Annotated in this window: 25 protein-coding genes; 17 read left to right on the forward strand and 8 right to left on the reverse strand. The window is 61.1% G+C overall.

Features of this window, described 5'->3' with window-relative positions:
- Positions 1-408: 408 nt before the first annotated feature.
- Both NKJ15_RS20745 and NKJ15_RS20750 read right to left on the reverse strand, forming a co-directional pair.
- A complete protein-coding gene (locus NKJ15_RS20745) occupies positions 409-1,308 on the reverse strand; it encodes a proline iminopeptidase-family hydrolase (protein ID WP_352817206.1) in 900 nt (299 codons plus the stop codon).
- Positions 1,309-1,481: 173 nt separating this feature from the next.
- Positions 1,482-2,207 (reverse strand): LuxR family transcriptional regulator, encoded by a 726-nt coding sequence (locus NKJ15_RS20750; protein WP_245274646.1) that lies wholly within the window; start codon positions 2,205-2,207, stop codon positions 1,482-1,484.
- Between the two features lie 299 nt (positions 2,208-2,506).
- On the opposite strand from NKJ15_RS20750, the gene NKJ15_RS20755 reads away from it, so the two are divergent.
- The 10 genes from NKJ15_RS20755 to NKJ15_RS20800 all read left to right on the forward strand — a co-directional run bounded on the left by NKJ15_RS20755 (position 2,507) and on the right by NKJ15_RS20800 (position 13,176).
- The gene (locus NKJ15_RS20755) at positions 2,507-4,180 is read left to right on the forward strand and encodes an ABC transporter substrate-binding protein (RefSeq protein ID WP_352817208.1); all 1,674 of its coding nucleotides are present in this window, start codon (positions 2,507-2,509) and stop codon (positions 4,178-4,180) included.
- A gap of 107 nt (positions 4,181-4,287) precedes the next feature.
- Entirely contained in the window at positions 4,288-5,316 is a 1,029-nt protein-coding gene (locus tag NKJ15_RS20760) for an ABC transporter permease (protein ID WP_352817209.1), read from the forward strand.
- Positions 5,316-6,290 (forward strand): ABC transporter permease, encoded by a 975-nt coding sequence (locus tag NKJ15_RS20765; RefSeq protein ID WP_352541714.1) that lies wholly within the window; start codon positions 5,316-5,318, stop codon positions 6,288-6,290. Before NKJ15_RS20760 ends, NKJ15_RS20765 begins: the two co-directional genes overlap by 1 nt.
- Positions 6,280-7,305 carry an ABC transporter ATP-binding protein gene (locus NKJ15_RS20770; protein ID WP_352769390.1) on the forward strand — a complete coding sequence of 342 codons (1,026 nt, stop codon included), beginning with the start codon at positions 6,280-6,282 and terminating at the stop codon, positions 7,303-7,305. Before NKJ15_RS20765 ends, NKJ15_RS20770 begins: the two co-directional genes overlap by 11 nt.
- Entirely contained in the window at positions 7,302-8,294 is a 993-nt protein-coding gene (locus NKJ15_RS20775) for an ABC transporter ATP-binding protein (protein WP_352769392.1), read from the forward strand. Before NKJ15_RS20770 ends, NKJ15_RS20775 begins: the two co-directional genes overlap by 4 nt.
- Positions 8,295-8,605: 311 nt before the next feature.
- Positions 8,606-9,814, forward strand: coding sequence for an ABC transporter substrate-binding protein (locus tag NKJ15_RS20780; protein WP_352769395.1), 1,209 nt, complete (start codon positions 8,606-8,608; stop codon positions 9,812-9,814).
- An 11-nt stretch (positions 9,815-9,825) separates the two neighbouring features.
- Positions 9,826-10,599, forward strand: coding sequence for an ABC transporter ATP-binding protein (locus NKJ15_RS20785; protein ID WP_352817212.1), 774 nt, complete (start codon positions 9,826-9,828; stop codon positions 10,597-10,599).
- Positions 10,592-11,302, forward strand: coding sequence for an ABC transporter ATP-binding protein (locus NKJ15_RS20790; protein ID WP_352472486.1), 711 nt, complete (start codon positions 10,592-10,594; stop codon positions 11,300-11,302). Before NKJ15_RS20785 ends, NKJ15_RS20790 begins: the two co-directional genes overlap by 8 nt.
- A gap of 7 nt (positions 11,303-11,309) precedes the next feature.
- On the forward strand, positions 11,310-12,197 hold the full coding sequence (locus NKJ15_RS20795; RefSeq protein WP_352817215.1) for a branched-chain amino acid ABC transporter permease: 888 nt from the start codon (positions 11,310-11,312) through the stop codon (positions 12,195-12,197).
- Between the two features lies 1 nt (position 12,198).
- Positions 12,199-13,176 (forward strand): branched-chain amino acid ABC transporter permease, encoded by a 978-nt coding sequence (locus NKJ15_RS20800; RefSeq protein ID WP_502906933.1) that lies wholly within the window; start codon positions 12,199-12,201, stop codon positions 13,174-13,176.
- A 19-nt stretch (positions 13,177-13,195) separates the two neighbouring features.
- Here the strand turns inward: NKJ15_RS20800 and NKJ15_RS20805 are convergent, their stop codons facing one another.
- Genes NKJ15_RS20805 through NKJ15_RS20820 form a run of 4 tightly spaced genes read right to left on the reverse strand, consistent with a single transcriptional unit; the run spans position 13,196 to position 17,225 of the window.
- A complete protein-coding gene (locus NKJ15_RS20805) occupies positions 13,196-14,371 on the reverse strand; it encodes an ABC transporter ATP-binding protein (RefSeq protein ID WP_352817219.1) in 1,176 nt (391 codons plus the stop codon).
- On the reverse strand, positions 14,364-15,506 hold the full coding sequence (locus NKJ15_RS20810) for an extracellular solute-binding protein (protein WP_352817221.1): 1,143 nt from the start codon (positions 15,504-15,506) through the stop codon (positions 14,364-14,366). The genes NKJ15_RS20805 and NKJ15_RS20810 overlap by 8 nt, the downstream gene beginning before the upstream one ends.
- A 22-nt stretch (positions 15,507-15,528) precedes the next feature.
- On the reverse strand, positions 15,529-16,350 hold the full coding sequence (locus NKJ15_RS20815; RefSeq protein WP_352817224.1) for an ABC transporter permease: 822 nt from the start codon (positions 16,348-16,350) through the stop codon (positions 15,529-15,531).
- Positions 16,347-17,225: an ABC transporter permease gene (locus NKJ15_RS20820; protein WP_352501364.1), complete on the reverse strand. Its 879-nt coding sequence runs from the start codon at positions 17,223-17,225 to the stop codon at positions 16,347-16,349. The genes NKJ15_RS20815 and NKJ15_RS20820 overlap by 4 nt, the downstream gene beginning before the upstream one ends.
- 249 nt (positions 17,226-17,474) lie before the next feature.
- Here NKJ15_RS20820 and NKJ15_RS20825 point away from each other — a divergent pair, with 249 nt between their 5' ends.
- The 7 genes from NKJ15_RS20825 (at position 17,475) to NKJ15_RS20855 (ending at position 24,434) form a co-directional block, all read left to right on the forward strand.
- Positions 17,475-18,401 (forward strand): ArsR/SmtB family transcription factor, encoded by a 927-nt coding sequence (locus tag NKJ15_RS20825; protein WP_352817226.1) that lies wholly within the window; start codon positions 17,475-17,477, stop codon positions 18,399-18,401.
- A gap of 4 nt (positions 18,402-18,405) precedes the next feature.
- A complete protein-coding gene (locus tag NKJ15_RS20830) occupies positions 18,406-18,567 on the forward strand; it encodes a hypothetical protein (RefSeq protein ID WP_352541706.1) in 162 nt (53 codons plus the stop codon).
- 18 nt (positions 18,568-18,585) lie between these two features.
- Positions 18,586-20,097 (forward strand): arabinosylfuranosidase ArfA, encoded by a 1,512-nt coding sequence (gene arfA / locus NKJ15_RS20835; RefSeq protein ID WP_352817228.1) that lies wholly within the window; start codon positions 18,586-18,588, stop codon positions 20,095-20,097.
- 49 nt (positions 20,098-20,146) lie between these two features.
- Positions 20,147-21,238, forward strand: coding sequence for an ABC transporter ATP-binding protein (locus NKJ15_RS20840; RefSeq protein ID WP_352449658.1), 1,092 nt, complete (start codon positions 20,147-20,149; stop codon positions 21,236-21,238).
- 19 nt (positions 21,239-21,257) lie between these two features.
- Positions 21,258-22,175 carry a carbohydrate ABC transporter permease gene (locus NKJ15_RS20845; RefSeq protein WP_502893759.1) on the forward strand — a complete coding sequence of 306 codons (918 nt, stop codon included), beginning with the start codon at positions 21,258-21,260 and terminating at the stop codon, positions 22,173-22,175.
- A complete protein-coding gene (locus tag NKJ15_RS20850) occupies positions 22,172-23,020 on the forward strand; it encodes a carbohydrate ABC transporter permease (protein ID WP_031211878.1) in 849 nt (282 codons plus the stop codon). The genes NKJ15_RS20845 and NKJ15_RS20850 overlap by 4 nt, the downstream gene beginning before the upstream one ends.
- A 94-nt stretch (positions 23,021-23,114) precedes the next feature.
- A complete protein-coding gene (locus NKJ15_RS20855) occupies positions 23,115-24,434 on the forward strand; it encodes an ABC transporter substrate-binding protein (protein ID WP_352449655.1) in 1,320 nt (439 codons plus the stop codon).
- A 182-nt stretch (positions 24,435-24,616) separates the two neighbouring features.
- On the opposite strand, the gene minE is transcribed toward NKJ15_RS20855, so the two are convergent.
- A complete protein-coding gene (gene minE, locus NKJ15_RS20860) occupies positions 24,617-24,889 on the reverse strand; it encodes a cell division topological specificity factor MinE (RefSeq protein WP_023677151.1) in 273 nt (90 codons plus the stop codon).
- Positions 24,886-25,701, reverse strand: coding sequence for a septum site-determining protein MinD (gene minD / locus NKJ15_RS20865; RefSeq protein ID WP_023677152.1), 816 nt, complete (start codon positions 25,699-25,701; stop codon positions 24,886-24,888). The genes minE and minD overlap by 4 nt, the downstream gene beginning before the upstream one ends.
- Positions 25,702-25,712 lie beyond the last annotated feature (11 nt).

Consider the following 25,712-nt stretch of genomic DNA (forward strand, 5'->3'; position numbering starts at 1 on the left):
CTTTGGGTCCGATACTTTCCGTACCCACCGGCAACTTGGTCCTCCGTATCCGTCAGGTTTTTCAGCGACGGGATGCCAGTTCAGGGGAAGGCAGGCTGATTGCGGCCATGCCGGCGACATGCCAATCTGCGCCGCAACGTTAGGCCTCCGCCTCCGCGGGCAATGGAAAAGGCGCTCGAATGGGCTCCTTTATGCTGTCCGTGATCTGGCATTCTGCCCGTGATTTGGCCTCATCGGACGACCCTGCAGGCCTTTGCGAGACATCCACATAGCGTGGCGTCGCCATCACCGAGGCATAGCAATGTGCGTCGGCGGAGAAATGGGACGGTTCGAGGTTTTCTGAACCTGCCTCACGACGACTGCGTCGTGTCGACGATCCGTTGGAACAGATGGCCTGGTGCTGGAACGTCAATCGTATTTGGCCAGGAAGCGCCCGACGGCGCTGAGGCAGTCGTGCTTTTCCTCCACATGCGGCATGTGGCTGGAATTCGGGAAGACCAGGCCTTCAACGTGCGGAATAAGATCCAGAAAGGGCTGGACGCAGGCCTCGGTCGCTTCGTCGTAGAAGCCGCGGAAAACCAGGGTCGGCGCCTCGATCCGATGCAGGCGGTCGACGATGGTCCAGTTCCGCATCGTGCCGATGACGTGGAACTCATTGGGACCGTTCATGGTGTGATAGACGGTCGGATCTTCCTCGATTGCCGCAAATGTCCGGGCGACCTCTGGCGGCATCGGAACGACGCGACAGACATGACGGTCGTAGAAAGCCTTCGTCGCCGCAACATATTCGGGGTGATCGGTGGTTCCCGCCGCTTCGTGTCGGTCGAGCGCACTTTGCACATCGGCTGGCAACTCGGCGCGCAATTGCCGGGCTCCTTCCACCCACAGCGCCATCGAGGCTAGCGAATTGGCCAAGATCAATGCCTTCAGCCCCTCAGGGCGGCGCACGGCGTGCTCGGCCGAGAGTATGCCGCCCCAGGACTGGCCGAGCAGGGCATAATGGCCGGCAATGCTGAGATGGGCGAGCAACGCATCGAGTTCGCCCAGGAAGAAATCGACGGTCCAGAAGTCGCCGCCCTTGTCCGGCAGATGGGTCGATTTACCGTTGCCGATCTGATCGTAGTGGATGACGGCTCGCCCGGTTCCGGCAAGCTCCTTGAATGAGTCCACATAGTCGTGGGTGCAGCCCGGTCCACCATGAGCGACGACCAAGGGCAGCGTGCCCGACCCGAGGTCCCCGGTCACACGGTACCAGGTGCGATAGCCCTTGTAGTCGCTAAATCCTTCGGTGATCGCATATGCCGTCACAGTCCAAGCTCCGCATCATGGCGCGGCAGGAGCCACTTTGGTGCACCCCTCCCAAGCCTTGTTTGCGGCCGACGGTACTAAGCGGCCCAGCGCATTTACAGCTAGCACTATTTATAGGTTCGCGGGTTATGGGTTCGCCCGAGGCAAGGCCGATCGCCCGCAGGTCGCGAGCCTCAATGCTCCGGTTCGAGCAGCCGGTAATGGGCGGCGAGCGCGATGGCATGGAAGCGGTTGCGCGCGCCAAGCTTTCGCGTCGCCGCGTTGAGGTGCAGCGTTGCGGTAGGCACCGCGCGGCCAATCTCACGCGCGACCTGCTTGGCCGTCAGTCCGGCAGCGGCCAGGCGCAGGCACTGACGTTCGCGCGACGTCAGATGGACATGTTGGCAGGTGCGGATTCCGGCGTCGAAACCGGCGTAGGCGGAGTCATGCAGCAGATGACCCAGATCTCCGATCTCGGCGATCAAGGGTCTGGCTTCGAGCTCGAACCCGGCCTCCGGATCGGCACGGATCGCGGTAAAGGTGGCGAGATCGCCGCCGGCAAGGCGAATGGGAACGGTGACGCCGCAGGTCATCCTGGTGTCAAGCAAATAGCTGACCACAGGATCGTGCTTGGACTGGAGCACGCGCTGCATGACGGTGCTCTGAACGCCGCTGTGCGACCAGAGAAACGGTCTGGATACGGTGAGCGCGGCCTCCTGCACCGGGTCAAGCTGATAATATCCGCCCTTGCACCAGAGATCCTGCATGTCGCGCGGCACGTTGCGCAGAGCCATCAACGAGGGCGTGATAAGCTCGCCCTTGTGACTGACCGGCACGGGCGTATAGTCGTAGATGAATGCGGTGAAACCGATAGGCTCCAGCACCTCCGTTGCCACCGCCATGGCAGCGTCGATGCTCATTCCGGTTTGGAACCGGCTCTCTAGATCGCCTGGAAGGCTTTGCATCGGGCAAGCTTACCCGCTGATGATTGCTTGTCAAATAGCCATGTCGGCCGGCTGCTCAACAAATAGGCGGGGATAAGCCTGTCCGACCCTATCTATCTTAATAGCTATCCCGTCCGGCTTCGCTCGCCGTAGTCTTTTGCGATTGGGCCAAGTAGCGGACACCGTTCGCAAACCCAGACTGTTTCAGCCGCGCAATGGTCGATCGACCGGGCTCAGCGCGGCAAAAGCCGAGACGCCTCCATGAGGGAACAAATATGCGACCCCAAAAAGCATTTGCAGCGTTGATGCCCTGCCTGGCTCTGCTCGGCGTGTCCATGATGTCGCCGGCAAACAGTGCCCTGGCCACCGAGGGCAAGCCAGGCGGCACACTCCGACTGCTGGCCAATGCCGCGGCAGGCACCGCCGATCCGCACATCAACTACACGCTGCAGTATTTCCAGATCAATTATGTCCTCTACGATGGCCTGGTGACCTACAAGAAGGCCGGGGACAAGACCGGTTTCGAAGTCGTCGCGGACCTGGCGGAAAGCCTCCCGCAGGTCGAGAACGGCGGCAAGACCTACGTCTTCAAGCTGCGCAAGGGCATCAAATTCGCGGATGGGTCGGATGTCACCACGAAGGACGTGGTGGCTTCGTTCCAACGCATCTTCAAGATCAGCGGGCCGACGGCCGGGACCTTCTACAAAGGCATCGTCGGCGCGGATGCGTGCTTGAAGACGCCTGCGACGTGTACCCTCGAAGGTGGCCTGTCAGTCGACGACGCCGCCGGAAACATTACCTTCAATCTGGTCCAGCCGGATGCCGAGTTCCTGCAGAAGCTGGCTGTTCCGCATGCGTCGATCCTGCCGGCGAGCGCGCCGCCGAAGGACGCCGGCACCGATCCGATCCTGGGCACCGGACCCTACATGATCGCCAGCTACGATCCCAACAAGCTGATGAAGATTGTGCGCAACCCTCATTTCAAGGAATGGAGCAAGGAAGCGCAGCCGGCCGGATATCCGGACGAGATCGACTACGAATTCGGCCTAACCGACGAGGCGGCGGTGACCGCTGTCGAGAACGGCCAGGCGGACTGGATGTTCGACCCGCCGCCGTCCGACCGTCTCGCTGAACTCGGCACCAAATATGCCAAGCAGGTCACGGTTCATCCGCTGACAGCGATGTGGTACGCGCCGATGAACACCAATCTGGCGCCGTTCAACGACATCCGCGTTCGCCAGGCAGTGAACTTCGCGATCGACCGCGCCGCGATCGTCAAGCTGTTCGGCGGCAGCAATCTGGCGCAGCCGGCCTGCCAGATCCTGCCACCGGGCTTCCCGTCATTTGCGGCCTATTGCCCGTTCACCGCCAATCCGGGCGAGAAGTGGTCAGCACCGGATATGGACAAGGCCAAGCAATTGGTCGCTGAATCGGGAACCGCAGGTCAGGAGGTGACGATCATCACCGAGGACACCACGGTCTCCAAAGCGATCGGCGTCTACCTGCAGGATGTGCTCAACCAGCTTGGCTACAAGACGTCGGTCAAGCCGATCTCGCAGAACATACAGTTCACCTACATCCAGAACACCAATAACAAGGTGCAGATTTCGATCTCGCAATGGTTCCAGGACTACCCGGCGCCATCGAATTTCCTGCAGGTCTTGTTCAGCTGTGCCTCGTTTACGCCGGGCTCCGACGCCTCGGTCAATATTTCGGGGTTCTGCGACAAGTCGATCGACGCATCGATGGATGAGGCAGAGGCAGCCACCATCGCCGATCCGGCCAAGGGCGCGACACTCTGGACCGCCATCGACAAGGCTGTGACGGACAAGGCTCCGGTCGCTGTCCTGTTCACGCCAAAGCGCGTCGATGTGATCTCTTCCAGGCTGAAGAACTTCACCTTCAGCCCGCAATTCTACTGGATTGTCAGCCAGTCCTGGGTGGAATAGCCGACCGGAGCCAATGCGACGGAGTGCCGCTGGCTCTCCGTCGCATTTCCTTTTCCGGCGGATCAGCGCATCTTCCAGGCCGCGATTTTTCCCAGGCAATCCTGTTCATGGTCAATGTCATTGCGGACCAGCCTGCCATCCCGGTTCGCCGGGCCACCGATGGCCCGTGGCGCACCGCATGGCGCAAGCTGAAAGGCGATCGTTCGGCAATATCTGCCTTCGCCGTGCTCGTCGTCATCGTGATCGCCTCGCTCGCGGCGCCGCTTTATGCGCGGTACGTCTCCGGCACCGATCCATTTGTGACCAATCTCAATGGCGAGATCGTCGTCGATGGGGTGACCCAGCCGGTGCTGCAGCCCTCCACCGAAGGCCTTGGCCTCGGCATGACGCCGGTCGGGCCGACCTGGCGCATCGGACCCTATATGCTGGGTGCCGACAACCAGGGCCGTGACGTCGCGGCGCGGCTGCTTTACGGCGGACGGGATTCGCTGTTGATCTCGGGTGCTGCAGCCGTGCTGTGCCTTGTCCTCGCGACATTCCTTGGGGTCGTTTCCGGCTTCTTCGGCGGCATCGTCGACATCGGCCTGTCGCGCATTCTCGACGTGCTCTGGGCTTTTCCGATTTTCCTGTTGGCAATTTCATTGTCGATCGTGCTGATTGCGCAGAGTATCCAGATCGGTCCGTTCGAAATCCGCTCCGGCAGCCTGTGGCTACCGGTCTTCATCATCGGCATCGTCTATGTGCCCTATGTGGCGCGGCCGATCCGCGGCCATGTCCTGACCTTAATGCATGCCGAATTCGTCACCGCTGCGATCGGCCTTGGCGCATCGCCCTGGCGCATCCTTTTGCGCGACATCATGCCCAATGTGGTGACCCGCATCATCGTTTTCGTGCCGCTGATCCTGGCGCTCAACATGATGACGGAATCCTCGCTGTCGTTCCTGTCGATCGGCGTGCAGCCGCCGGATGCCAGCTGGGGCACGATCATCCAGGACGGCCAGGGCCTGCTCTATTCGCGGCCGGTCGTGGCACTGGTGCCGGGGCTAGCCATTGTGATCACGGTGCTAGCCCTAAACATTCTGGGCGACGGCGTGCGCGACGCGCTCGATCCGAAATCCTCGCCGAGGGGCGTCTAGTGGTTGCCGCGCTCGGCTTCCGGCTTGGCCAGATGGTGCTGGTTATGTTCGGTATCAGCGTCGTCGCTTTCCTGATCTTCTTTGCGACGCCTGGCGCTGATCCATCGGCGCGCATTGCCGGCCGCAATGCTTCGCAAGAGACGCTGATCCAGGTGCGCCACGATTTCGGTCTCGACCGCCCATTGCCGGTGCAATATGGGCTGATGATGAACCGGCTTTTCGTCAGCCGCGATCTCACCTCCTTCGTCAATCGCGGGCAGCGTGTCATTCCGACCGTGATAAGCGCCATTCCCGTGACGCTGTCGCTGGTCGGCGGCGCGGCAGTGCTGTGGGTGCTCGGCGGATTGATCGTCGGTGTGATCGCAGGCGCAACGCGCGGTACATTCATTGATCGCGCGCTGATGATCCTGAGCCTGGTAGGCGTGTCGATCCCGGTCTTCTGGCTGGGCGAGGTCGCCAACCTGCTGACGCAAAGCCGCTGGCACGACAACTGGCTGTTTTCCTGGGTTCCTCCGCTCGGCTACATCCCCCTGACCGAGAATCCCTGGGGCTGGTTCAAGGCGCTCGTCATTCCGTGGTTCACGCTGGCAACCCTTTATGTCGGCCTCTACGGCCGGGTGCTGCGGGCAAGCCTGATCGAAATGATGCAGGAGGATTTCATCCGCACCGCCCGGGCCAAGGGGATCGGCGAACGCCGGGTGCTGCTGCATCATGGCCTCAGGACCTCTTTGGTCGCATTCGTCACCATGTTCGGCCTCGATTTCGGTGCCTTGGTCGGCGGCGGCGCGCTGTTGACCGAAGTGGTCTTCGGATTGCAGGGTGTCGGAAAACTGACGTATGAGGCGCTGCAGACCCTCGATCTGCCGATGATCCTGGCCACGGTGATTTACGCCGCCTTCTTCGTGGTGATGGCAAACTTCGTCGTCGACGTCGTCTTCGTCATAATCGACCCGAGGGCGCGCAATGTCGGCTGATGCTCCCCTTCTGGTGGTCAAGGACCTCACTGTCTCCTTCCGCAGCGACGAAGGCCTGGTGCGGGCGGTGGGAGGTGTTTCGTTCTCCGTCGAGCAGCGCGAGATCGTCGGTGTGGTCGGCGAATCCGGTTCGGGCAAAAGCCAGACCTTGCTCGCCATTATGGGGTTGATCGACAGCCCCAACGCTATCGTCTCCGGTTCCATCCGTTTCATGGGACAGGAGCTGATCGGGCTCAAGCGGCGTGCGCTCGATGCCATCCGCGGCCGCCAAATCGCGATGATCTTCCAGGATCCGATGTCTGCGCTCACCCCGGTGCATACGATCGGCAACCAGATCGGCGAGCAGGTCCGCGCGCATGAAAAGGTGTCGGCGAAAGCGGCACGGGCGAGGGCCGTGCAATTGCTGGATGCGGTCGGCATCGCAAATCCGGATCGGGTCATCGACAGCTGTCCGCACCAGCTTTCCGGCGGTATGCGCCAGCGCGCGGTGATTGCCATGGCGCTCTCGTGCAATCCGGCGCTGCTCGTCGCGGATGAACCGACTACAGCCCTCGATGTTACCGTGCAGGCGCAGATCCTCGAACTGATCGGACGATTGCGCGACCAGTTCGGTTCCGCTGTGATCCTGGTCACGCACGATCTTGGCGTCGTCGCCGAAGTCGCGGACCGGGTACTGGTGATGTATGGCGGACGCTTTGTCGAGGAGGGCGGCAAGAGCAGCGTGTTCCGGGCGCCGCTGCATCCCTACACATGGGGCTTGTTCGGCTCGATCCCGCCGATGGAGGGACCACGTCCAGCCCGGCTCGCTGCCATTCCGGGAATTCCGCCATCGCTCTCCAACCTGCCGAAAGGCTGCGCCTTCAGCCCCCGCTGTGCCTTTCGCCACGACGCCTGTCTGGTTCAACTGCCGATCATGCAAGGCGAGAGCCATCGCGCCGCGTGCCTGTTGCCGGAGCCTACGCGCAGACAATTCGCTGCCCAGAGGCCTGGCGGCGTGGTGGAGATGCAACGATGAATGCCAGGCCACTCGAACGTCCGCTGCTTCGTGCCGGCGACCTGTCGAAGCGCTATAGCGTCGGCCGCTCGATCTTCCCGGCGCAGCGCCGGACCGTGCATGCGGTTGATAGGGTGTCGCTCGACATCTGGCCCGGGGAGACCCTCGGCATCGTCGGCGAGTCCGGTTGCGGCAAATCCACGCTTGGCCGGTGTCTGGTGCGTCTGACCGAAATCAGCTCGGGGTCGCTGGAATTCGAGGGCCGCGACATCAGCGACGCCTCCCAGCGCCAGCTTCGTCCGTTGCGGCGGCAGATGCAGATGGTCTTTCAGGATCCCAGCGCTTCGCTCAATCCGCGCCGGCGGGTCGGCGATCTGCTGGCCGATCCGTTCCGCATCCATGAACGCCTCTCGGCATCGGAAATGGCGGACCGCGTGGCCGAGCTCCTGCGCCGGGTCGACTTGTCGCCCCAGCACGCATCGCGCTACCCGCACGAATTCTCCGGCGGCCAGCGCCAGCGTATCGGCATCGCCCGCGCGCTGGCGCTGCGGCCACGGCTGATCGTGGCCGACGAGCCGGTCTCGGCGCTCGACGTGTCGATCCAGGCGCAGATCGTCAATCTGCTCGCCGACCTGCGCGAGGAGTTCAACTTGACCTATGTGTTCATCGCCCACGATCTTTCCGTGGTGCGTCAAATCTCGAGCCGTGTGGCGGTGATGTATCTGGGGTCAATCGTGGAGAGCGGGCCGACCGACGAGGTCTTTGCGGCGCCCAGACATCATTACACCGCGGCGCTGCGTTCCGCCGTGCCGATACCCAGCATCGACCGGGCGCGGCGCGGCCGGCTGGTGCTCAAGGGTGATCTGCCCAGCCCGATGAACCCACCCTCGGGGTGCCGGTTCCACACCCGTTGCCCAGCTGCCACCCCGATCTGCCGCAGCGAGCGCCCGCTTCTCCAAAGCATTGGCGAGGGCCGCCTGGTTGCTTGCCATCATCCAGCCGGCGGTTGACGAGGGAATTCTCGTTCAACGATATCCGGACCGTCAGCCGTAATCATTGCTTCGGCGAGAATAGAGGCTGATCTGGACGCCGCACGATCCGGCGCTATGTTGCGCTTCGGCGGCCGGGCATCGCGGATGCCTAATACTAAAGTAACTGTTCTCGCGTTGCCGAGCGATGCTACGATTTGAAGGACGGCGGCCGTACAGCGCTGCGTGATTTTGCGCCGGCGAGGACGGAATGTGGGAGGCCACTCTTCGTGCTGCAGCAGGCTGCCGCCGACATGTTGCTCGGTTGTCGACCATACGGGAGGAAGTCACCAATGAAGATATCGTACCTGGTCTCGGCCGCGCTTCTTGCAGCGACCGCGATGCCTGCCGCAGCCGCCGAGATTTCCGACGGCAAGATCAAGATCGGCATTCTCAACGACCAGTCGGGCGTCTATGCCGATTTCGGCGGCAAGTGGTCGGTCGAGGCCGCCAAGATGGCGGTCGAGGATTTCGGCGGCAAGGTACAAGGCTCGCCGATCGAGGTCGTCAGCGCCGACCACCAGAACAAGCCGGACATCGCCTCCAACATTGCGCGGCAGTGGTATGACACCGAACAGGTCGATTCCATCATGGAACTGACCACCTCCTCGGTGGCGCTCGCCGTCCAGGGAATTTCCAAGGAAAAGAAAAAAATTGACATCGTCACCGGCGCCGCGACCACCGAGCTAACCGGTAAACAGTGCTCGCCCTATGGCTTCCACTGGGCCTACGACACGCATTCGCAGGCAGTGGGGACTGGTGGCGCTCTCGTCCAGCAAGGCGGCGACAGCTGGTTCTTCGTCACAGTCGATTATGCATTCGGCTATTCGCTGAAGGAGCAGACCGCAAAGTTCGTCGAGAGCCATGGCGGCAAGGTGGCTGGCGAGGTGCGTTACCCGCTCGGCTCGACCGACTATTCATCCTTCCTGCTGCAGGCGCAATCGTCGGGCGCCAAGGTTATCGGCCTGGCGAATGCCGGCCTCGACACCTCCAATTCGATCAAGCAAGCGGCCGAATTCGGTATCGTGCAGGGCGGTCAGAGGCTTGCAGCACTTCTGTTCACGCTGGCCGAGGTGCATGGGCTCGGTCTCGAGGCGGCGCAAGGCGTGGTGCTGACCGAAGGTTTCTACTGGGATCGCGACGACAAGAGTCGCGAGTTCGCCCAGCGCTTCTTCAAGCGCACCAACCGCATGCCGAATATGATCCAGGCCGCCACCTATTCAGCGGTGACCCAGTATTTGAAGGCGATCGACAAAGCCGGCACCGATGGAACCGAGGCGGTCGCAAAGGAATTGCATGCGATGCCGGTGAACGATGTCTTTACGGCAAACGGCAAAGTGCAGGCCGACGGCAACATGGTTCATGACATGTATCTTTATCAGGTCAAGTCGCCGAGCGAGAGCACCAAGGAGTGGGACTATTACAAACCGCTCGCTACGATCCCCGGTAACGAGGCGTTTCTGAGCCCCAAGGAGAGCGGCTGTCCCACGGCAGGCGAGTGATTGGCGGGCCGATGGCGCCGCCTGAACTGGATGGGCCGCCGGTAGTGCTTTCCGCCCGCGGTTTGCGGCGTGACTTCGCCGGCTTTGTTGCGGTCAGGAATGTCGATCTCGACCTCTGCCACGGCAACATCCACGCGCTGATCGGACCCAACGGCGCTGGCAAGACCACCGTCTTCAACCTGCTCACCAAGTTCCTGCCGCCGACCGGCGGCAGGATCGAACTGCTCGGCCACGACATCACCCGCACCTCGCCGGCCAAGGTCGCGCGGATGGGCCTGGTGCGCTCGTTCCAGATCTCGGCGGTGTTTCCGCATCTCAGCGTGCTCGACAATGTGCGCGTTGCATTGCAGCGACCGGCCGGACTCAGCGTTCAGTTCTGGCGCTCGCTGTCTGTGCTCGATCGGTTGACGCCGCGCGCCGAGGAGCTTTTACGGTCTGTCGGCCTCGACGATGCCAAGAACAGGCCCGCCGCCGATCTCTCCTATGGCAGGAAACGCGTGCTCGAGATCGCCACGACGCTGGCGCTCGACCCGAAAGTACTGCTGCTCGACGAGCCGATGGCCGGCATGGGGCATGAGGATGTGCGCACGGTTTCCGACATCATCCGCTCGGTCGCCAGGGAGCGTGCGGTGCTGATGGTCGAGCACAATCTGACTGTTGTAGCCGATCTTTGCGACTGGATAACCGTCATGCAGCGCGGCGAAATCCTTGCCGCCGGCGACTACTCCACGGTCAGCCGCGACGAGCGGGTGAGGATCGCCTATATGGGCACCGCCGATGAGTGACGCCGCGCCGCTTCTCGCAGTCCGCGGCCTCAACGCCTGGTATGGCGAGAGCCATGCGCTGCACGGCGTCGATCTTGAGGTCTTTCCAGGTGAAACTGTGACGTTGCTGGGCCGCAACGGCGTCGGCAAGACTACGACATTGCGCGCCATTATCGGGCTGATCCGCCAGCGGACCGGCCAGATTTTTTTCGACGGCAAGGATCTGATGCGCCTGCCATTGCACCGGACCGCGCATCAAGGCATCGGCCTGGTGCCAGAGGAACGCGGCATCTTTGCGACGCTGACCGTGGACGAGAATCTGGTTCTGCCGCCGATCGTCGCCGAGGGCGGCATGAGCGTGCAGGAAATATTCGATCTTTTCCCCAATCTGAAGGAGCGCCGCAACAGCCCGGGCACCAGGCTGTCGGGCGGCGAGCAGCAGATGCTGGCGATCGCGCGCATGCTCAGAACCGGCGTAAAAATGCTGCTTCTCGATGAGCCGACCGAGGGCCTGGCTCCGGTCATTGTGCAGCGCATCGGCGATCTGCTGGCGACGATGAAAAAGCGCGGCATGACGATCCTGCTGGTCGAGCAGAATTTCCGCTTTGCCAGCCGCGTCACCGACCGTTTCTACCTGATGGAGCACGGCAAGGTCGTGGCGGGCTTTCCGGTCGGCGAACTGCCGGATCGCATGACGCTGCTGCATGAAGTGCTGGGTGTATGATGGCGCCATGACGATGATCTTCGGGATACCCGTTCAGGCATTCCTCGGCCAATTGCTGGTCGGCCTCATCAACGGCTCGTTCTACGCAATGTTGAGCCTGGGCCTGGCTGTCATATTCGGCCTGTTGCGCGTCATCAATTTTGCCCACGGCGCGCTCTATATGCTCGGCGCCTTCGTCGGGTACCTGCTTCTCACCCGCTTCGGCATCGGCTACTGGCCGGCTCTGATCCTGTCGCCGCTGATCGTCGGCGGCTTCGGCGTCGTGGTCGAGCGCCTGGCGCTGTCGAGGCTTTACGACATCGACCCGCTTTACGGGCTGCTTTTCACCTTTGGCCTCGCGCTCGTGCTCGAAGGGGTGTTCCGTTACTACTATGGCGTATCGGGAAGTCCTTATTCCGTGCCGCCGCTGCTCTCCGGGGGAACCAATCTCGGCTTCATGTTCCTGCCCAATTATCGCGGCTGGGTGGTGGTCGCCTCGATGATCGTCTGTTTCGGCACCTGGGCGCTGATCGAGAAGACCAGGCTGGGCTCCTATCTGCGCGCGGCGACGGAGAACCCCGGCCTGGTGCAGGCTTTCGGCGTCAACGTGCCGTTGCTGCTGACCCTCACCTACGGCCTCGGCGCCGCTCTTGCCGGACTTGCAGGGGTTCTCGCCGCGCCGATCTATCAGGTGAGCCCGCTGATGGGATCTGACCTCATCATCGTCGTCTTCGCCGTCGTCGTGGTCGGCGGCATGGGATCGATCCTCGGGGCGATCGTCACCGGTTACATGCTTGGCCTCGCCGAAGGCCTGACCAAGGTCTTCGATCCCGAAGCCTCCAATCTGGTGGTCTTCGTCATCATGGCAATCGTGCTTCTGGTCCGGCCAGCCGGCCTGTTCGGAAGGGATGCCTGAGATGGCCGAACTGACACTTCGCGAGACGCGTGCCAAGAATTCGGCACGGCTTGAATGGGCGCTGGTCGGGCTCGGCATCCTGGCGCTGCTGGTGGCGCCTTTCTTCGTCTATCCGATCTTCCTGATGAAGATGCTGTGCTTTGCGCTGTTTGCCTGCGCGTTCAACCTTCTGCTCGGCTACACCGGGCTGTTGTCCTTCGGCCATGCGACATTCTTCGGCGGGGCGGCCTATTTCACCGCACACGCGGTCAAGGTCTGGGGCTGGCCGCCGGAAGCGGGCATCCTGCTCGGCGTCCTGGGTGCCGCGCTGCTCGGCCTTGTGATGGGCTTCTTTGCCATCCGCCGGCAAGGCATCTATTTCGCCATGATCACGCTGGCGCTGTCGCAGATGTTCTTCTTCTTCTGCGTGCAGGCGCCGTTCACCGGAGGTGAGGACGGCATCCAGGGCGTGCCGCGCGGCAGGCTGCTTGGAATGCTCGACCTGAACGTCCCGATGAACATCTATTATTTCGTGCTGGCGGTCTTCCTGATCGGCGTGTTCGCCATCTGGCGCATCATCAACTCGCCTTTCGGCATGATCCTGCGTTCCATCCGGGAAAACGAGAGCCGGGCCATTTCGCTTGGCTATTCCGTCGCCAATTACAAGCTGGCGGCTTTCGTCATGTCGGCAACATTGGCCGCACTGGCCGGCGCGCTCAAGGCGATCGTTTTCCAGTTTGCCACACTCACCGACGTCACCTGGCAGATGTCCGGCGAGGTGATCCTGATGACGCTCCTCGGCGGCATCGGCACCATGGTCGGGCCGATCATCGGCGCCAGTCTGGTCGTCGGCCTGGAGAACACGCTCGCCACCTCGAATTTTCCAGTGACCATCGCCACGGGCCTGACCTTCATGGTCTGCGTGCTGGTTTTCCGGCGCGGTATTGTCGGTGAGATCTATGCGCGATTTCTCGGGCCAAAGGGTGACGCGAAAGACTGAACGGGTCAGCGCCGCCTCGCTAGGCGATGCGTACACCTTGCGCGTTGAGAAGTACGCAACCCAGCGGGTCGAAGCAGACATCGACCGTTTCGCCTTCGCGCAGCGGCTGTCCGTCGATCAACGTGTTGGCGCGCACCAGCGTGCCGGCGCCGATGTCGATCTCGTAGACCGCATTGCCGCCGAGATAGGAGGTCGAGACGATCCGTCCCGCCAGCCTGTTGGCAGCACCGGCGGTACCGACGGTAAGCTTCTGCGGGCGAACGACGACGGTGACCGCGCTGCCGGTCGCGAGCGCCTTCGGCGCGGCCGCCTTTACGACATGGCCGGTGGCCAGCGCGATCGTCGCCATCTTGCCGTCCATCACTGTCACGCTGCCGGGCAGCATGTTGGCCTTGCCCAGGAAATTGGCGACGAATGCGGTGGCCGGCTGGTCATAGACCTGCGCGGGGGAGCCGATCTGCTCGATCAGGCCGGCGTTCATCACGACGATGTGGTCGGACATCGACAAGGCTTCTTCCTGGTCGTGCGTCACGAAGATAGCGGTGATGCCCGTCTCCCTCTGGATTTTCTTGATCTCGACGCGCATGTCCTCGCGCATATTGGCGTCGAGCGCCGACAAGGGCTCGTCCAGCAGCAGCACTTCCGGCTCGAAGACGATGGCGCGGGCCAGTGCGATGCGTTGCTGCTGGCCGCCCGAGAGCTGCGACGGCAGCTTTGTCTCACTGCCGGGCAGCCGCACCATATCCAGCGCCTTCTTGACCCGGCGCACGATTTCCGGTTTCGGCACGTTCCGGTATTTCAGGCCGAATGCGACGTTGTCGAAGACGTTCTTGTGCGGAAAGAGCGCGTAGTTCTGGAACACCAGACCAATGTTGCGCTTATAGATCGGGATGTCGTCGACCCGCTTTCCGCCGATCGAGATCTGGCCACTGGAGATGTCGACCAGGCCCGCGATCGAGCGCAGGATCGTCGTTTTGCCGCACCCGGACGGCCCCAGCAAGGTGACGAAACTACCTTTGCGGATTGCCAGTGAAAAATCGCGCACAGCGGCGAACTTGCCGTAGAAAATATCGATGTCGCGAAACTCGACCGCAGGCTTTCCTATCGGCTGCCGCTCGCTCTGGGCGAGCGGGTCGCCATCAGCCCCGGCCGAAGCCGGCCGGGGCTGCTGGTCGTGGCTGTTGTCGTCATGCACCTTTCGACACCCTGTCCCATTGCTTGGTCCAGGCGTCTTCGTTCTTCGCCCAGTAGAGCGGATCGGCGAAGGTCAGCGATTTCATCGATCCAGTCGGGTCGAAGGCCGGAAGCGCCGCGATCTTGTCGGTCAGCTTCACCTTGGTGGGGTCAAGCGATGGCGGATAGTTCTGGCCCTCGGCGACGGCGATCGAGGTGGCAGGATCCAGCATGAAGTTGATCAGTTCCTCGCATTCGGCCATCGGCGAACCCTTGAGCACCAGCATGTCCTCCATCCACGCGTATGAGCCGGCAGGGTCGAGATAGCCGATCGGCTGGCCCTGCTGCTGCAGGGCGGCGACACGTCCTGACCAGGCGTCGGTGACAACGATCTCGTTTCGCGACAGGAGGTCCATGAGTTCCGCGCCGGAACTCCAGAACTTCTTGGCCAGGTCGCGGGTCTCGCGAACCTTGGCCCAGACCGCATCCATGTCCTGGATGTTGTTGGGGTCCTGTTTCGTCTGCAGTGCCGCATACCAGACGCGCGTCGTCATATCGGCATAGCCGCCGATCTTGCCGGCATATTTCGTGTCGGTAAGCAGGTTGGCGCCCTTTTCCTTGGCTTCCTCCGGCGAGATGACCTTGTTGTTGTAGGCGATGCCGGTGGTGCCGTAATCATATGGCACTGCCGACAGCTTCGGCGTGATCTTGCGGAACGGCTCGATCATGGCGGTCAGGACATTCGCCATGTTCGGAATGTTTGCCTCGTTGATCTCCGAATTGAAACCGCCATTGACGTATTTGATGTAGTAGTTGACGCCGGAAGAATGGACGATCTGGAAGTCGCCTGGTTTCGACGTCTTGATCTTGGTGATGATCTCGTTCTCGTCGCCAAAGGTGCCCTGGACGACCTTGACCTTGGACTTGGCGGTATAAGGCTGGAACGCGTACTTATCGATCGCCTCCTGCACCACGCCGCCCCATCCGTCGAAGCGCACTTCCGAAACCGCGGCCAGCGCCCGTCCCATCCAGGGCATGGAAAGCCCGGTGGCGGCGGTAGCGGCCGCCGTCAGCGTCAGGAATGATCGCCGGCTGATGTCACCATTGGCATAGCGTTCGTTGAGCCGTTCCAGTCGTTTGGTGGTTGTCAGTTTCATTTCCATTCTCCCATTTTCATTTTCACTTGCCTGCCTTGAACCAGGTGAGGCTTTGCAGGATGAGCCCGCCTGCCAAGGGAATGCCGACCGTCAAAAGGATCATGACGGTTCCGAGCGCGTTCACCTCAGGGCTGATCGAGATCTTCAGCATCGAAAGGATTTGCGTCGGCATGGTCTCGACGCCGGCCGGCCGCCAGAACAGGCTGGCCGAGGTGTTGTCGAACGAAATGGTGAAAGCGAGCAGAACACTGGCAAGCACTGCGGGAATGAGCAGCGGCAGCGTGATTTCGCGGAATGTCGACACGCGCGGCGCCCCGAGCGAAAGCGCCGCCTCCTCATAGGAACGTTTTATGCCGACCATGCGCGCCTGGACGATCAGCACCACGTAGGGGAGCGTGAGCATAATGTGGCCGAGCACCAGCAGCGTCATGCTGCGCGGCTGGTCGACGGCTTTGATCATGACCAGCAGGCCGACGCCGAGTATCGTTTCGGGGACCAGCGCGGGAAGAATGACAAGCGTGTTGATCGCCTGCTTGCCACGGAACTCGAAGCGCACCAGCGCCAATGCCGCCATGATGCCGAGCAGCGTCGTCACCGTTGCCGTCACCAGGGCAATCCACATCGATGTCCGGAAGGCGTCGAGAACCGGCTCGTTGGTGAGCAGCTTTTCGTACCATCGCAGGCAGAAGCCGGTGAGGGGAAAGCCGCCGAACATCGAGGCATTGAAGGAAAGCACGACCGTGGCGAGGATCGGCGCAAACATGAAGACGTAGACGCACACCGTGATCGCGCCGGTCAGCCGCCACACCCATCTGCCTTCGCGATCGGGATGATCCGCTCTCATGCACTGAGGCCCTTCATGATCTGCGATAGGCCCATATAGCGGCTATAGGCGGCCGCGGCCGCGCCGAGCAGGACGAACAGGACGATGGAAAGCGTGGCGCCCATCGGCCAATTGAGCTGCCCCATGATGGTGTCGTAGATCAAGTTGCCGAACAGCGCATCGCGGCTGCCACCGAGCAGCTGCGGCGTCACATAGGAGCCGGCCGCCAGCACGAAGCAGAGCAGCAGCCCGGCGCCCAGCCCCGGCATCGATAGCGGCAGGGTCACTTCGCGAAACGCCTGCGCGCTGGTACAGCCCATCGAGCGGGCGGCGGCGATCAGCGTGCGGTCGATGCTTTCCAGGCTGACATAGACGTTCAGGATCATATAGGGCAGCAGAAAATGCAGCAGCCCCATGATGACGGCGCCCTCGGTGTAGAGCATCGGCAACGGCTCGTTGATAATCCCCAGCCCGATGAGCACGACGTTGATCAGCCCCTGTTCGCCGAGAATATGGATCCACGAGAATGTCCGGATGGTGAAGCTGATCCAGAACGGCACGATGAGCAGCAGCAACAACAGCCATTTGTGCCTGAAGGTCGTGGCCCAGATGAAATAGGCGGGGAAATAGCCAAGGATCGCGCAGATCACAGCGGTGATGGCGCCGACGCGAACGGTCTTCCAAAGAAAACCGTGATAGTAGCTGTCGGTGAGGAATTCCTTCCAGTTGTCGAAGGTCAGCACCGCCGACTCCACCCCCGCGGTGACGAAGGTGAAAAACGTGTAGACCGTCATCATCGCGATCGGCAGCAGCAGAAGCAGGGTAAGCAGTAAAAGCACAGGCGCGACGAGGACCCAGGCCAGTCGCTGATCGTATAATTTCCACCCTTTGGTCACGACCCGTCCAACCGCTTTATGTGCAAGCCGCCATCACCGGGCTCGGCTCCGGACTAGATTGGGCGATCGGCGTTCAGGTGTCCACTCTGCATATGGCTCCTGCACAAATTCTGTGCAGGGCCCCCGCGCGACCCTCGCCCTGCCGGATTCAACAAATTGCCCGACGTTCCGCCTGCACATTGATTAAATCAGATATCCCGATATACAGGGTAATTTCGGATATGGATTTTACATGGGCCGGGCAATTTCATGAGTCGCAATTTTCTGGTGATTGAACCTGAGGAAGGCATTGCCGTGCTCAAGGGGCTTGCCTCCTCGGCGCGGATCTCGATGCTGAAACTGCTGCATGAGAAGGGGCCGATGAATGTCAACGAAATCGCCGCCGTGCTGTCGCTTCCGCAGTCGACCGTCTCGACCAACATCCAGGTGCTGGAGGATGCGGGGCTGATCCGCACCGAGAACCTGAAAGCGAAGAAAGGCAGTCAGAAAATCTGTTATCCGATGGCGGAAGAAGTGCTCGTCGTGTTCAAGAGCGAATATCGTGCGGTCAAGAACGACGCGATCGAAGTGTCGATGCCGATCGGGCTTTATACCGGCTTCGAGGTTACCGCGCCCTGCGGCCTTTGTTCGCCGGACGGCATCATCGGTCTGCTCGATGTGCCGAACACTTTCCTCGATCCGGACCGCATGAAGGCCGGTCTGCTATGGTTCACGCGCGGTTTTGTCGAATACCAGTTCCCCAACAATGCCAAGCTCGCCAATGCCGAGATCACCGGGCTCGAAGTTGCGATAGAGCTGTCTTCGGAAGTGCCGGGCACCAGCGCCGATTGGCCCTCGGACATCACGCTGACGATCAATGGCGTCGATGTCGGCACCTGGACGTCGCCGGGGGATTTCGGCGACAAGCGCGGCGTCTTCACGCCCTCCTGGTGGAAGCTCAAGGGCTCGCAATACGGTAAGCTGAAGAACTGGCGAATTGCCAATGACGGCACCTATGTCGACGGCCTCAGGATGTCCGAAACCGGGCTCGCCGCACTCGATCTGAAGAGCCATCATTCAATCCGCGTCCGTATCGGCGTCAAGGACGACGCCAAGCGCCCCGGCGGGATCAATATTTTCGGCAAGGGCTTTGGAAATTACGATCAGGACATCCTGCTCAGGATCAAAACTGGTTGATATCATGAAACCGGGTTCGGAAGATAACGCAGCAATTTCAACTATCTGGCTTTCTGCTGTTCCAAAGCGTTCGTCTAATTGTCCTACATTTGGCTATTTTGGCTTGACGAAGGGCTGCCAATTCCTCTTTGATATCGGGCAAGATGATTTAAATCATCGTTTGTGATATCGATGGGAGGAATGCATGAAGGCAGCCGTTACGGCTCATCCGCACTATGTTGTCTCGGAAATCGATCCGAGGCTCTACGGATCCTTCATCGAGCATCTGGGGCGGGCAGTTTACACTGGCATCTATGAGCCCGGCCATCCGACAGCGGATGCCAACGGCATGCGTCAGGACGTCATCGATCTCGTCAGGGAACTCAATGTTCCGATCGTCCGCTACCCCGGCGGCAATTTCGTCTCGGCCTACAATTGGGAAGACGGCATTGGCCCCAAGGAACAGCGTCCAGTGCGCCTCGACCTCGCGTGGCACACGTCGGAAAGCAACGAAGTCGGCCTGCATGAATTTGCCGATTGGTGCACCTCCGCCAACACCGAGATGATGCTTGCCGTCAATCTCGGCTCGCGCGGCCTCGATGAAGCCCGCAACCTGCTGGAGTACGCCAACCATCCCGGCGGCAGCAAATGGAGCGACAAGCGCATCGCCAACGGCCGCAAGGAGCCGTTCGACGTCAAGCTCTGGTGCCTCGGCAATGAAATGGATGGCCCCTGGCAGATCGGCCACAAGACCGCGGACGAGTATGGCCGGCTGGCGCATGAGACGGCCAAGGCCATGCGTGCCTTCTCCAAGTCACTTGAGCTGGTGGTCTGCGGCTCTTCGAATGCCAAGATGCCGACCTACCCTGAATGGGAAGCGACGGTTCTCGACCATACCTACAACGAGGTCGACTACATCTCGCTGCACATGTATTTCGACAACGAAGCCAACGACGCTCCGAACTATCTCGCCATGAGCGAAAAGCTCGACGACTACATTGTCTCGGTCGCCGGCGTCATCGAGTATATCAAGGCCAAGAAGCGCTCCAACAAGCAGGTCTACATCTCGTTCGACGAATGGAACGTCTGGTACCATTCCAAGGAGCAGGACAGGAAGATACTCGGCGGCAGCAACGGCTGGCCGTTCGCCCCGCCGTTGCTCGAAGACATCTATAATTTCGAGGATGTGCTGCAGGTCGGCCTGATCCTCAACACCTTCATCCGCCGTTCCGATGTCGTCAAGATCGCCTGCCTGGCACAACTGGTCAATGTCATCGCGCCGATCATGACCGTTCCGAATGGCCCGGCATGGCGGCAGACGATTTTTTATCCCTATCTGTTTGCTTCTAACTATGGTCGCGGCAATGCGCTGGATCTCAAGGTGGAAAGCCCGACCTACAAATCCAGCATTGCGGGCGATGTCGCTTATGTCGATGTTGCCGGCGTGCACGACAGGCAAACCGGCCACGTCACCTTCTTCGCGGTCAACCGCCATTCGAGCGAGGCAATCGAAACAGTGGTCGACCTCACCGGCTTCGGCGCGGCGGAGATCGTCGATCACCAGGTGATGGCACACGCCGATCTGAAAGCCGTCAATTCGGCCGAAAACCCTGGCAATGTCGGCCCCAGGAAGGGCGAGGGCGCCTCGCTCGCCAGCGGCAAGCTGAGCCTGTCACTGCCGCCCTATTCCTACCAGGTCATACGCCTGAGGCTCTGAGTTCAGGCGGATCATCGAGAAAGCGCAAACGCTGAGGAGGAGCGTCGACGTGACGGCCGATATCGAGATCAGGAACGTGAGCAAGCAGTTCGGTGCCATGACGGTGCTGGATCATCTGTCGCTCTCCATAAGGGCACGCGAATTCATCGTGTTCCTGGGCCCGTCCGGCTGCGGAAAATCGACGCTTCTTCGAATGATTGCCGGGCTCGAAGCTGTCGATAGCGGCGAGATCGCCATCAATAACGAGCGCATCGATCATCTGCCACCGGGCAAGCGCGGCATTGCCATGGTGTTCCAGTCCTATGCGCTTTATCCGCACATGACGGTGCGCGACAACATGGCCTTCGGGCTTGCGAATATCGGCGTTCCAGGCAAGGTCATCGAGGCGCGCATCAACGAAGCCGCCCGCATCCTCGAAATGCCGCATCTGCTCGATCGCAAGCCGGGCCAGCTCTCCGGTGGTCAGCGCCAGCGCGTCGCCATCGGCCGTGCGATCGTCAAGGAGCCGAAGGCCTTTCTGTTCGACGAGCCGCTTTCCAATCTCGATGCGGCGTTGCGCACCCGCACCCGCATCGAGCTTGCCCAGCTTCACCAGCGGCTGCAATCGACGATGATCTTCGTCACCCATGACCAGGTCGAGGCAATGACGCTGGCCGACCGCATCGTCGTCATGAACAATCGCAAGATCGACCAGATCGGTACCCCGATGGAGATCTACGAACGCCCGGCGACCAAATTCGTCGCGGGTTTCGTCGGCGCGCCGGCGATGAACTTCGTCGATGCGACGCTTGACAGATCCGGCGAGAACGCCACGGCCAGGTTTGCGGACGGCGTCTCGGTGCAGACCGAGATCGCCTCCAGCCAACTGACCGATGGCAAGTACACTTTCGGCATCCGTTCTGAAGACGTGCGCATCGTTGCCGCCGGACAGGGCAATGCCGGCGGCGTGGTCGATGTGCTCGAGCGGCTCGGCGAACGCACCCTGATCTACGCGCGGCTGGGCGATGGCCAGCAGATCGTCGGCTCGGATGCCGGCAACAGCCGCGTCGCCGTCGGCGACAGAATCGGGCTCGCCTTTGACGGCCAGAAATCGCATCTGTTCAACGAGACCGGCCGCGCCTGGCATGCGAGGGAGGCCTGAGATGGCTGACCGGCTGGCGATGTCCCCGACCGCGACGCTTGCTGTCGGCGTCAGAGCCCCTACCGCCGACATCTATGCGCCGCAATGGCGAAACGTCATTTTCGTTGCGCCATTCTTGTTCTTCTTCACCACGCTGCTGCTCTTCCCGCTGCTCTGGGGGATGTGGCTGAGTTTCCACAAGGCCGACACGTTCTCGTCCGGAAATTTTGTCGGTCTCGGCAATTACGCCAGGCTGTATCACGACAAGGTCTTCCTGCAATCGATCTGGAACACCTTCTATTTCGTGCTTCTGACGGTGCCGACGCTGGCGCTGATCGGCCTTTTCCTGGCGCTTTGCCTCAACCGCCGCACGCGCACTGCCGCGGTTTTGCGGACGCTGTTCTTTTCCTCGTCGGTGCTGTCGGTCACCATCGTCACGCTGATCTGGCGCATCGTCTTCATTCCGAATGTCGGCCTGTTGTCGACGATCTACGGATGGTTCGGCGCAACGGCTCCGGCCTTCATTTCCGACCCCAGCCTTGCGATGATCGGCATCGCCATTGCCACCATCTGGTGGTGCATCGGCCTGCCGATGATGCTCTTTCTCTCGGCGCTCCAGCAGATTCCACAAGATATTTACGAGGCGGCAGCGCTGGACAATGCCAATCGCTGGCAGACGCTACGCTCGATCACGCTGCCGTCGATCAAGCGGACCTTCATCCTGGTGATCATCATCCAGATCGTGCTGCAATTCCAGCTGTTCGGCCAGGCCTGGCTGATGACGCGCGGCGGTCCGAACAACCTGACCAAGCCGATCGTGCTCTACATCTACGATACCGCATTCCGTCGCTGGGATCTCGGCCTGGGCGCCGCGGCATCGGAAATCCTGTTCATCCTCATCCTGGTCGCGGCCATGGCCCAGTACCTGGTGACACGCAGCAGGGGAGACCAGGCATGAGCGCCACAGCAGCTTCCATCAAGGGCCGGGCATTTGGCGACCATTTGTTATTGGCCCTGGTCATCCTGCTTTCGATCGTCATGATCGCGCCGGTTCTGTGGGTCATCGGCCTGTCACTCAAGGACAATACGGAGCTGATGGCCGATCCGAATTCGGTGTTTCACGCGCCCTATACGCTGAAGAACTACATCAACACCGTCGGCACCTCGTCGGTGTTCATCTGGGTGCGCAACAGCATCATCGTCTCGGGCGGATTGACGCTCGGCACGTTGATCCTGTCATCGCTCGCCGGCTACGGCTTTGCACGGCTGAATTTCCCCGGCCGAGACGTGCTGTTCGTGATCGTGCTGTTCGGCCTGGCGGTCCCGGAACAGGCCGTGCTTGTCGCCCGTCACCAGATCTTCAGCATGCTGAAGTTCCACAACACCTATCAAGGGCTCATCCTGCCGGGCCTTTCAGCTCCGTTCGGCGTCTTCCTGATGACCCAGTATTTCAAGGCCATCCCGAAGGAGCTGGACGAAGCCGCCATGCTCGATAACGCCAGCCGGCTCAGGATTTTCTGGAAGGTGCTTCTGCCGCTCACGCTGCCTGCGCAGGCGACGCTCGGCATCTTCACCTTTCTCGGCGCGTGGAACGACTACTTCTGGCCGCTGATTTCGGCGACGAAGAAGGACATGTTCACGCTGACGGTCGGCATGGCCTCGACCCAGACCAACTTCGCCCAGTCCGAAGGCATCGGCTTCCTGATGGCGCAGGCGGTGTTCGCCGGTGCACCGATCCTGATCGTCTACCTGTTCTTCCAGAAATACATCGTCACGGCGGTCTCCGGCGCTGCGGTGAGATAACGAAGATTGCCTGACGGCCGGGGGAATGCGCAGCAATTGAAGCACGAAAGCCAATCCAGGGTGGAGCGGCGGAAACTCAGTAGGAGGAACTGATATGAAACTGAAGAAAATACTGTTTGCCGCAGTCTCTGCGGGCGCAATGATGCTCGCAAGTCCAAGCTTCGCGGCCACGGAGCTGAGCGTGCAGCGCTTTTTCGGCGCCTGCGATGCCGATTTCGGCACCAACACCGATGCCACCAAGGCCGTTGGCGAATGCGGCATCATCACCTCGCTAATCAACAAGTTCAACGCCGACAATCCCGATGTCCATGTCAACGTCACTACCGTGGAATGGCCCGGCTATGATCAGCTGACCGCGCAGTTCGCTTCAGGCGACGCTCCGGACATCGTCACGATCCATGAATCCGTACTGTCGGATTATCAGTCGAAGGGCCTGTTGATGCCGCTCGACGATCTCTTGAAGTCGGTCGGCGTGACACCCGACGCCTTCACCGACGCGGCGCGCAATGGCGCCACCAAAGACGGCAAGGTCTATGGCCTGCCGATCGACAGCTGGACGATGCTCTATCACGTCAACATGGATCTTTTCAAACAAGCCGGCCTGGTCAATGCCGACGGCACGCCGATTTTTCCAAAGTCGCCTGAGGAACTGCTCGCCCAGGCCGAACAGTTCAAGCAGAAGACGGGCAAGCCTTATTTCGTCCAGAACCTAACCAATGAGACTGCACTCTACACACGCAACCTCTACACCTATCTTTTCCAGCAGGATTCCGATTTCTTCGCCGATCCGAAGCATGTGAAGTTGAATACGCCGGAAGCCAAGAAGGTCGTCGAGATGTACAAGGCGATCTTCGAGAAGGGCTACACCACCAAGGATCTCGATTATGGCGGCTCGATCAACGCCTTCCTTGCCGGCGAGGGTGGCGTCCACCTTAACGGCACCTGGGTGGTCGGCGATTACAACGCCCAGTCCGAGACCAAGGGTACGGCGCTCAACAAGGGCGGCTATGCGGTCTATCCGTATCCGCAGCTGTTTGGCGGCGCCCACGCGCAGTATGCCGACGGCCATACCTGGGCCGTTTCACAGAAAGACCGCACGCCCGAACAGATCGCGGCCATCGGTAAATTCCTGAAGTTCTTCGCCGACAACGACTTCGAATGGTCGCGCACCGGTCACCTGCCGGCCTATAAGGCCGTCATCACCTCGGACGCCTTCAAGGCCCTGCCGCATCGCAACACGATCTCTGCGGTCGCCGATCTCGGCAAGCCGCTGCCGTCCGCCGTACAGCGTCAGTTTGCGATCCAGGACATTATCGGCGAAGAGATGAGTGCAGCAATCAGTGGCCAGAAGGACGTCGACACCGCCCTTGCCGATATGGAAAGCCGCGTCAACGAATTGCTCGCCAACATCTGACCACCGGTTTCGAAAGACCTCCCAAGGCTCCCCGCGGCTGGAAACGGCCGCGGGGTTTTGGTGAGGCAGTGGTTATTGTCCTCGAATTGCGAGAACTTGCCGGTGGCGACCGGCTCAAGCACACCAACCACGGCGCCGCAATTTTCGGCAGCAGCCGACGCAAGCCCTGGCCGAGAATTCCGTTAGAACGCCGCGGCCATGGGCATTGCGACCTTGTTGGGGATCTGGATGTCGATCTCCAATCTCGACGTCGTTTCGCCGTGATCCATACTCACCTGCAGGAAATCCTGGTCGACCTGAACATGCCGGGCGATCACCGCCATGATCTCCTCGCGCAACACCGAGACGAGATCGGGCTGGTTGCGGCTTCGACGCTCGTAAGCCAACAGCAGTTGCAAGCGCTCGCGCGCCACGGGCGCGCTCCCGCGGCGCTTGAAGATATCGAGCAGGTTCATGCTGCCCTCCTTCCCAACAGCCGGTCGAGGAGGCCCCTCCGTTCGAAAGGCAGAATGACCGGCAGGTCCTCGCCCTCGAGTCTTCTTGCCGCGTCGATATAGGCGCGTGCGGCGGGGTTGGTGTTTTCGCTGAGCGTAACCGGCGCGCCCACGTTGGACGCGCGCAGCACGTCCTGGCTCTCGGGAATTATTCCCAGCAAGGGCGTCGACAGGATCTCGAGCACGTCATCGATGCTCAGCATCTCGCCGCGGGCAGCGCGCGCAGCATCGTAGCGCGTGACGAGGACGTGTTTGACAATCGATTCACCTTGCTCGGCTTTCATCGTTCTGGAGTCGAGCAGGCCGATGATGCGATCGGAATCGCGGACCGAGCTCACTTCCGGGTTGGTGACGATTACCGCCTCGTCGGCAAAGCGCATGGCAAGTTGCGCGCCCCGCTCTATGCCGGCCGGACTGTCGCAGAAGACGTAGTCGAAAACGGAGCGCAGCTTGTCGATGACGTCGGCGACGCCTTCCTCGGTGAGAGCATCCTTGTCGCGCGTTTGCGAGGCCGGCAGCAGGAACAGCGTTTCGAGTCGCTTGTCACGGATCAGCGCCTGCGAAAGCTTGGCGGTTCCCTGAATGACGTTGACGATATCGAAAACAACGCGCCGCTCGGCACCCATGATCAGATCGAGGTTGCGCAGGCCGACGTCGAAATCGACGAGAGCCACCCGCTTGCCGGTTTTCGCGACCGCGGCGCCGAGAGCGGCCGTCGAGGTCGTCTTGCCGACACCCCCTTTGCCGGATGTGACAACCACTACCTTGCCCATATTTGTGCCTC

This window comes from Mesorhizobium sp. M0207, assembly GCF_040321995.1.
Taxonomy (GTDB): domain Bacteria; phylum Pseudomonadota; class Alphaproteobacteria; order Rhizobiales; family Rhizobiaceae; genus Mesorhizobium.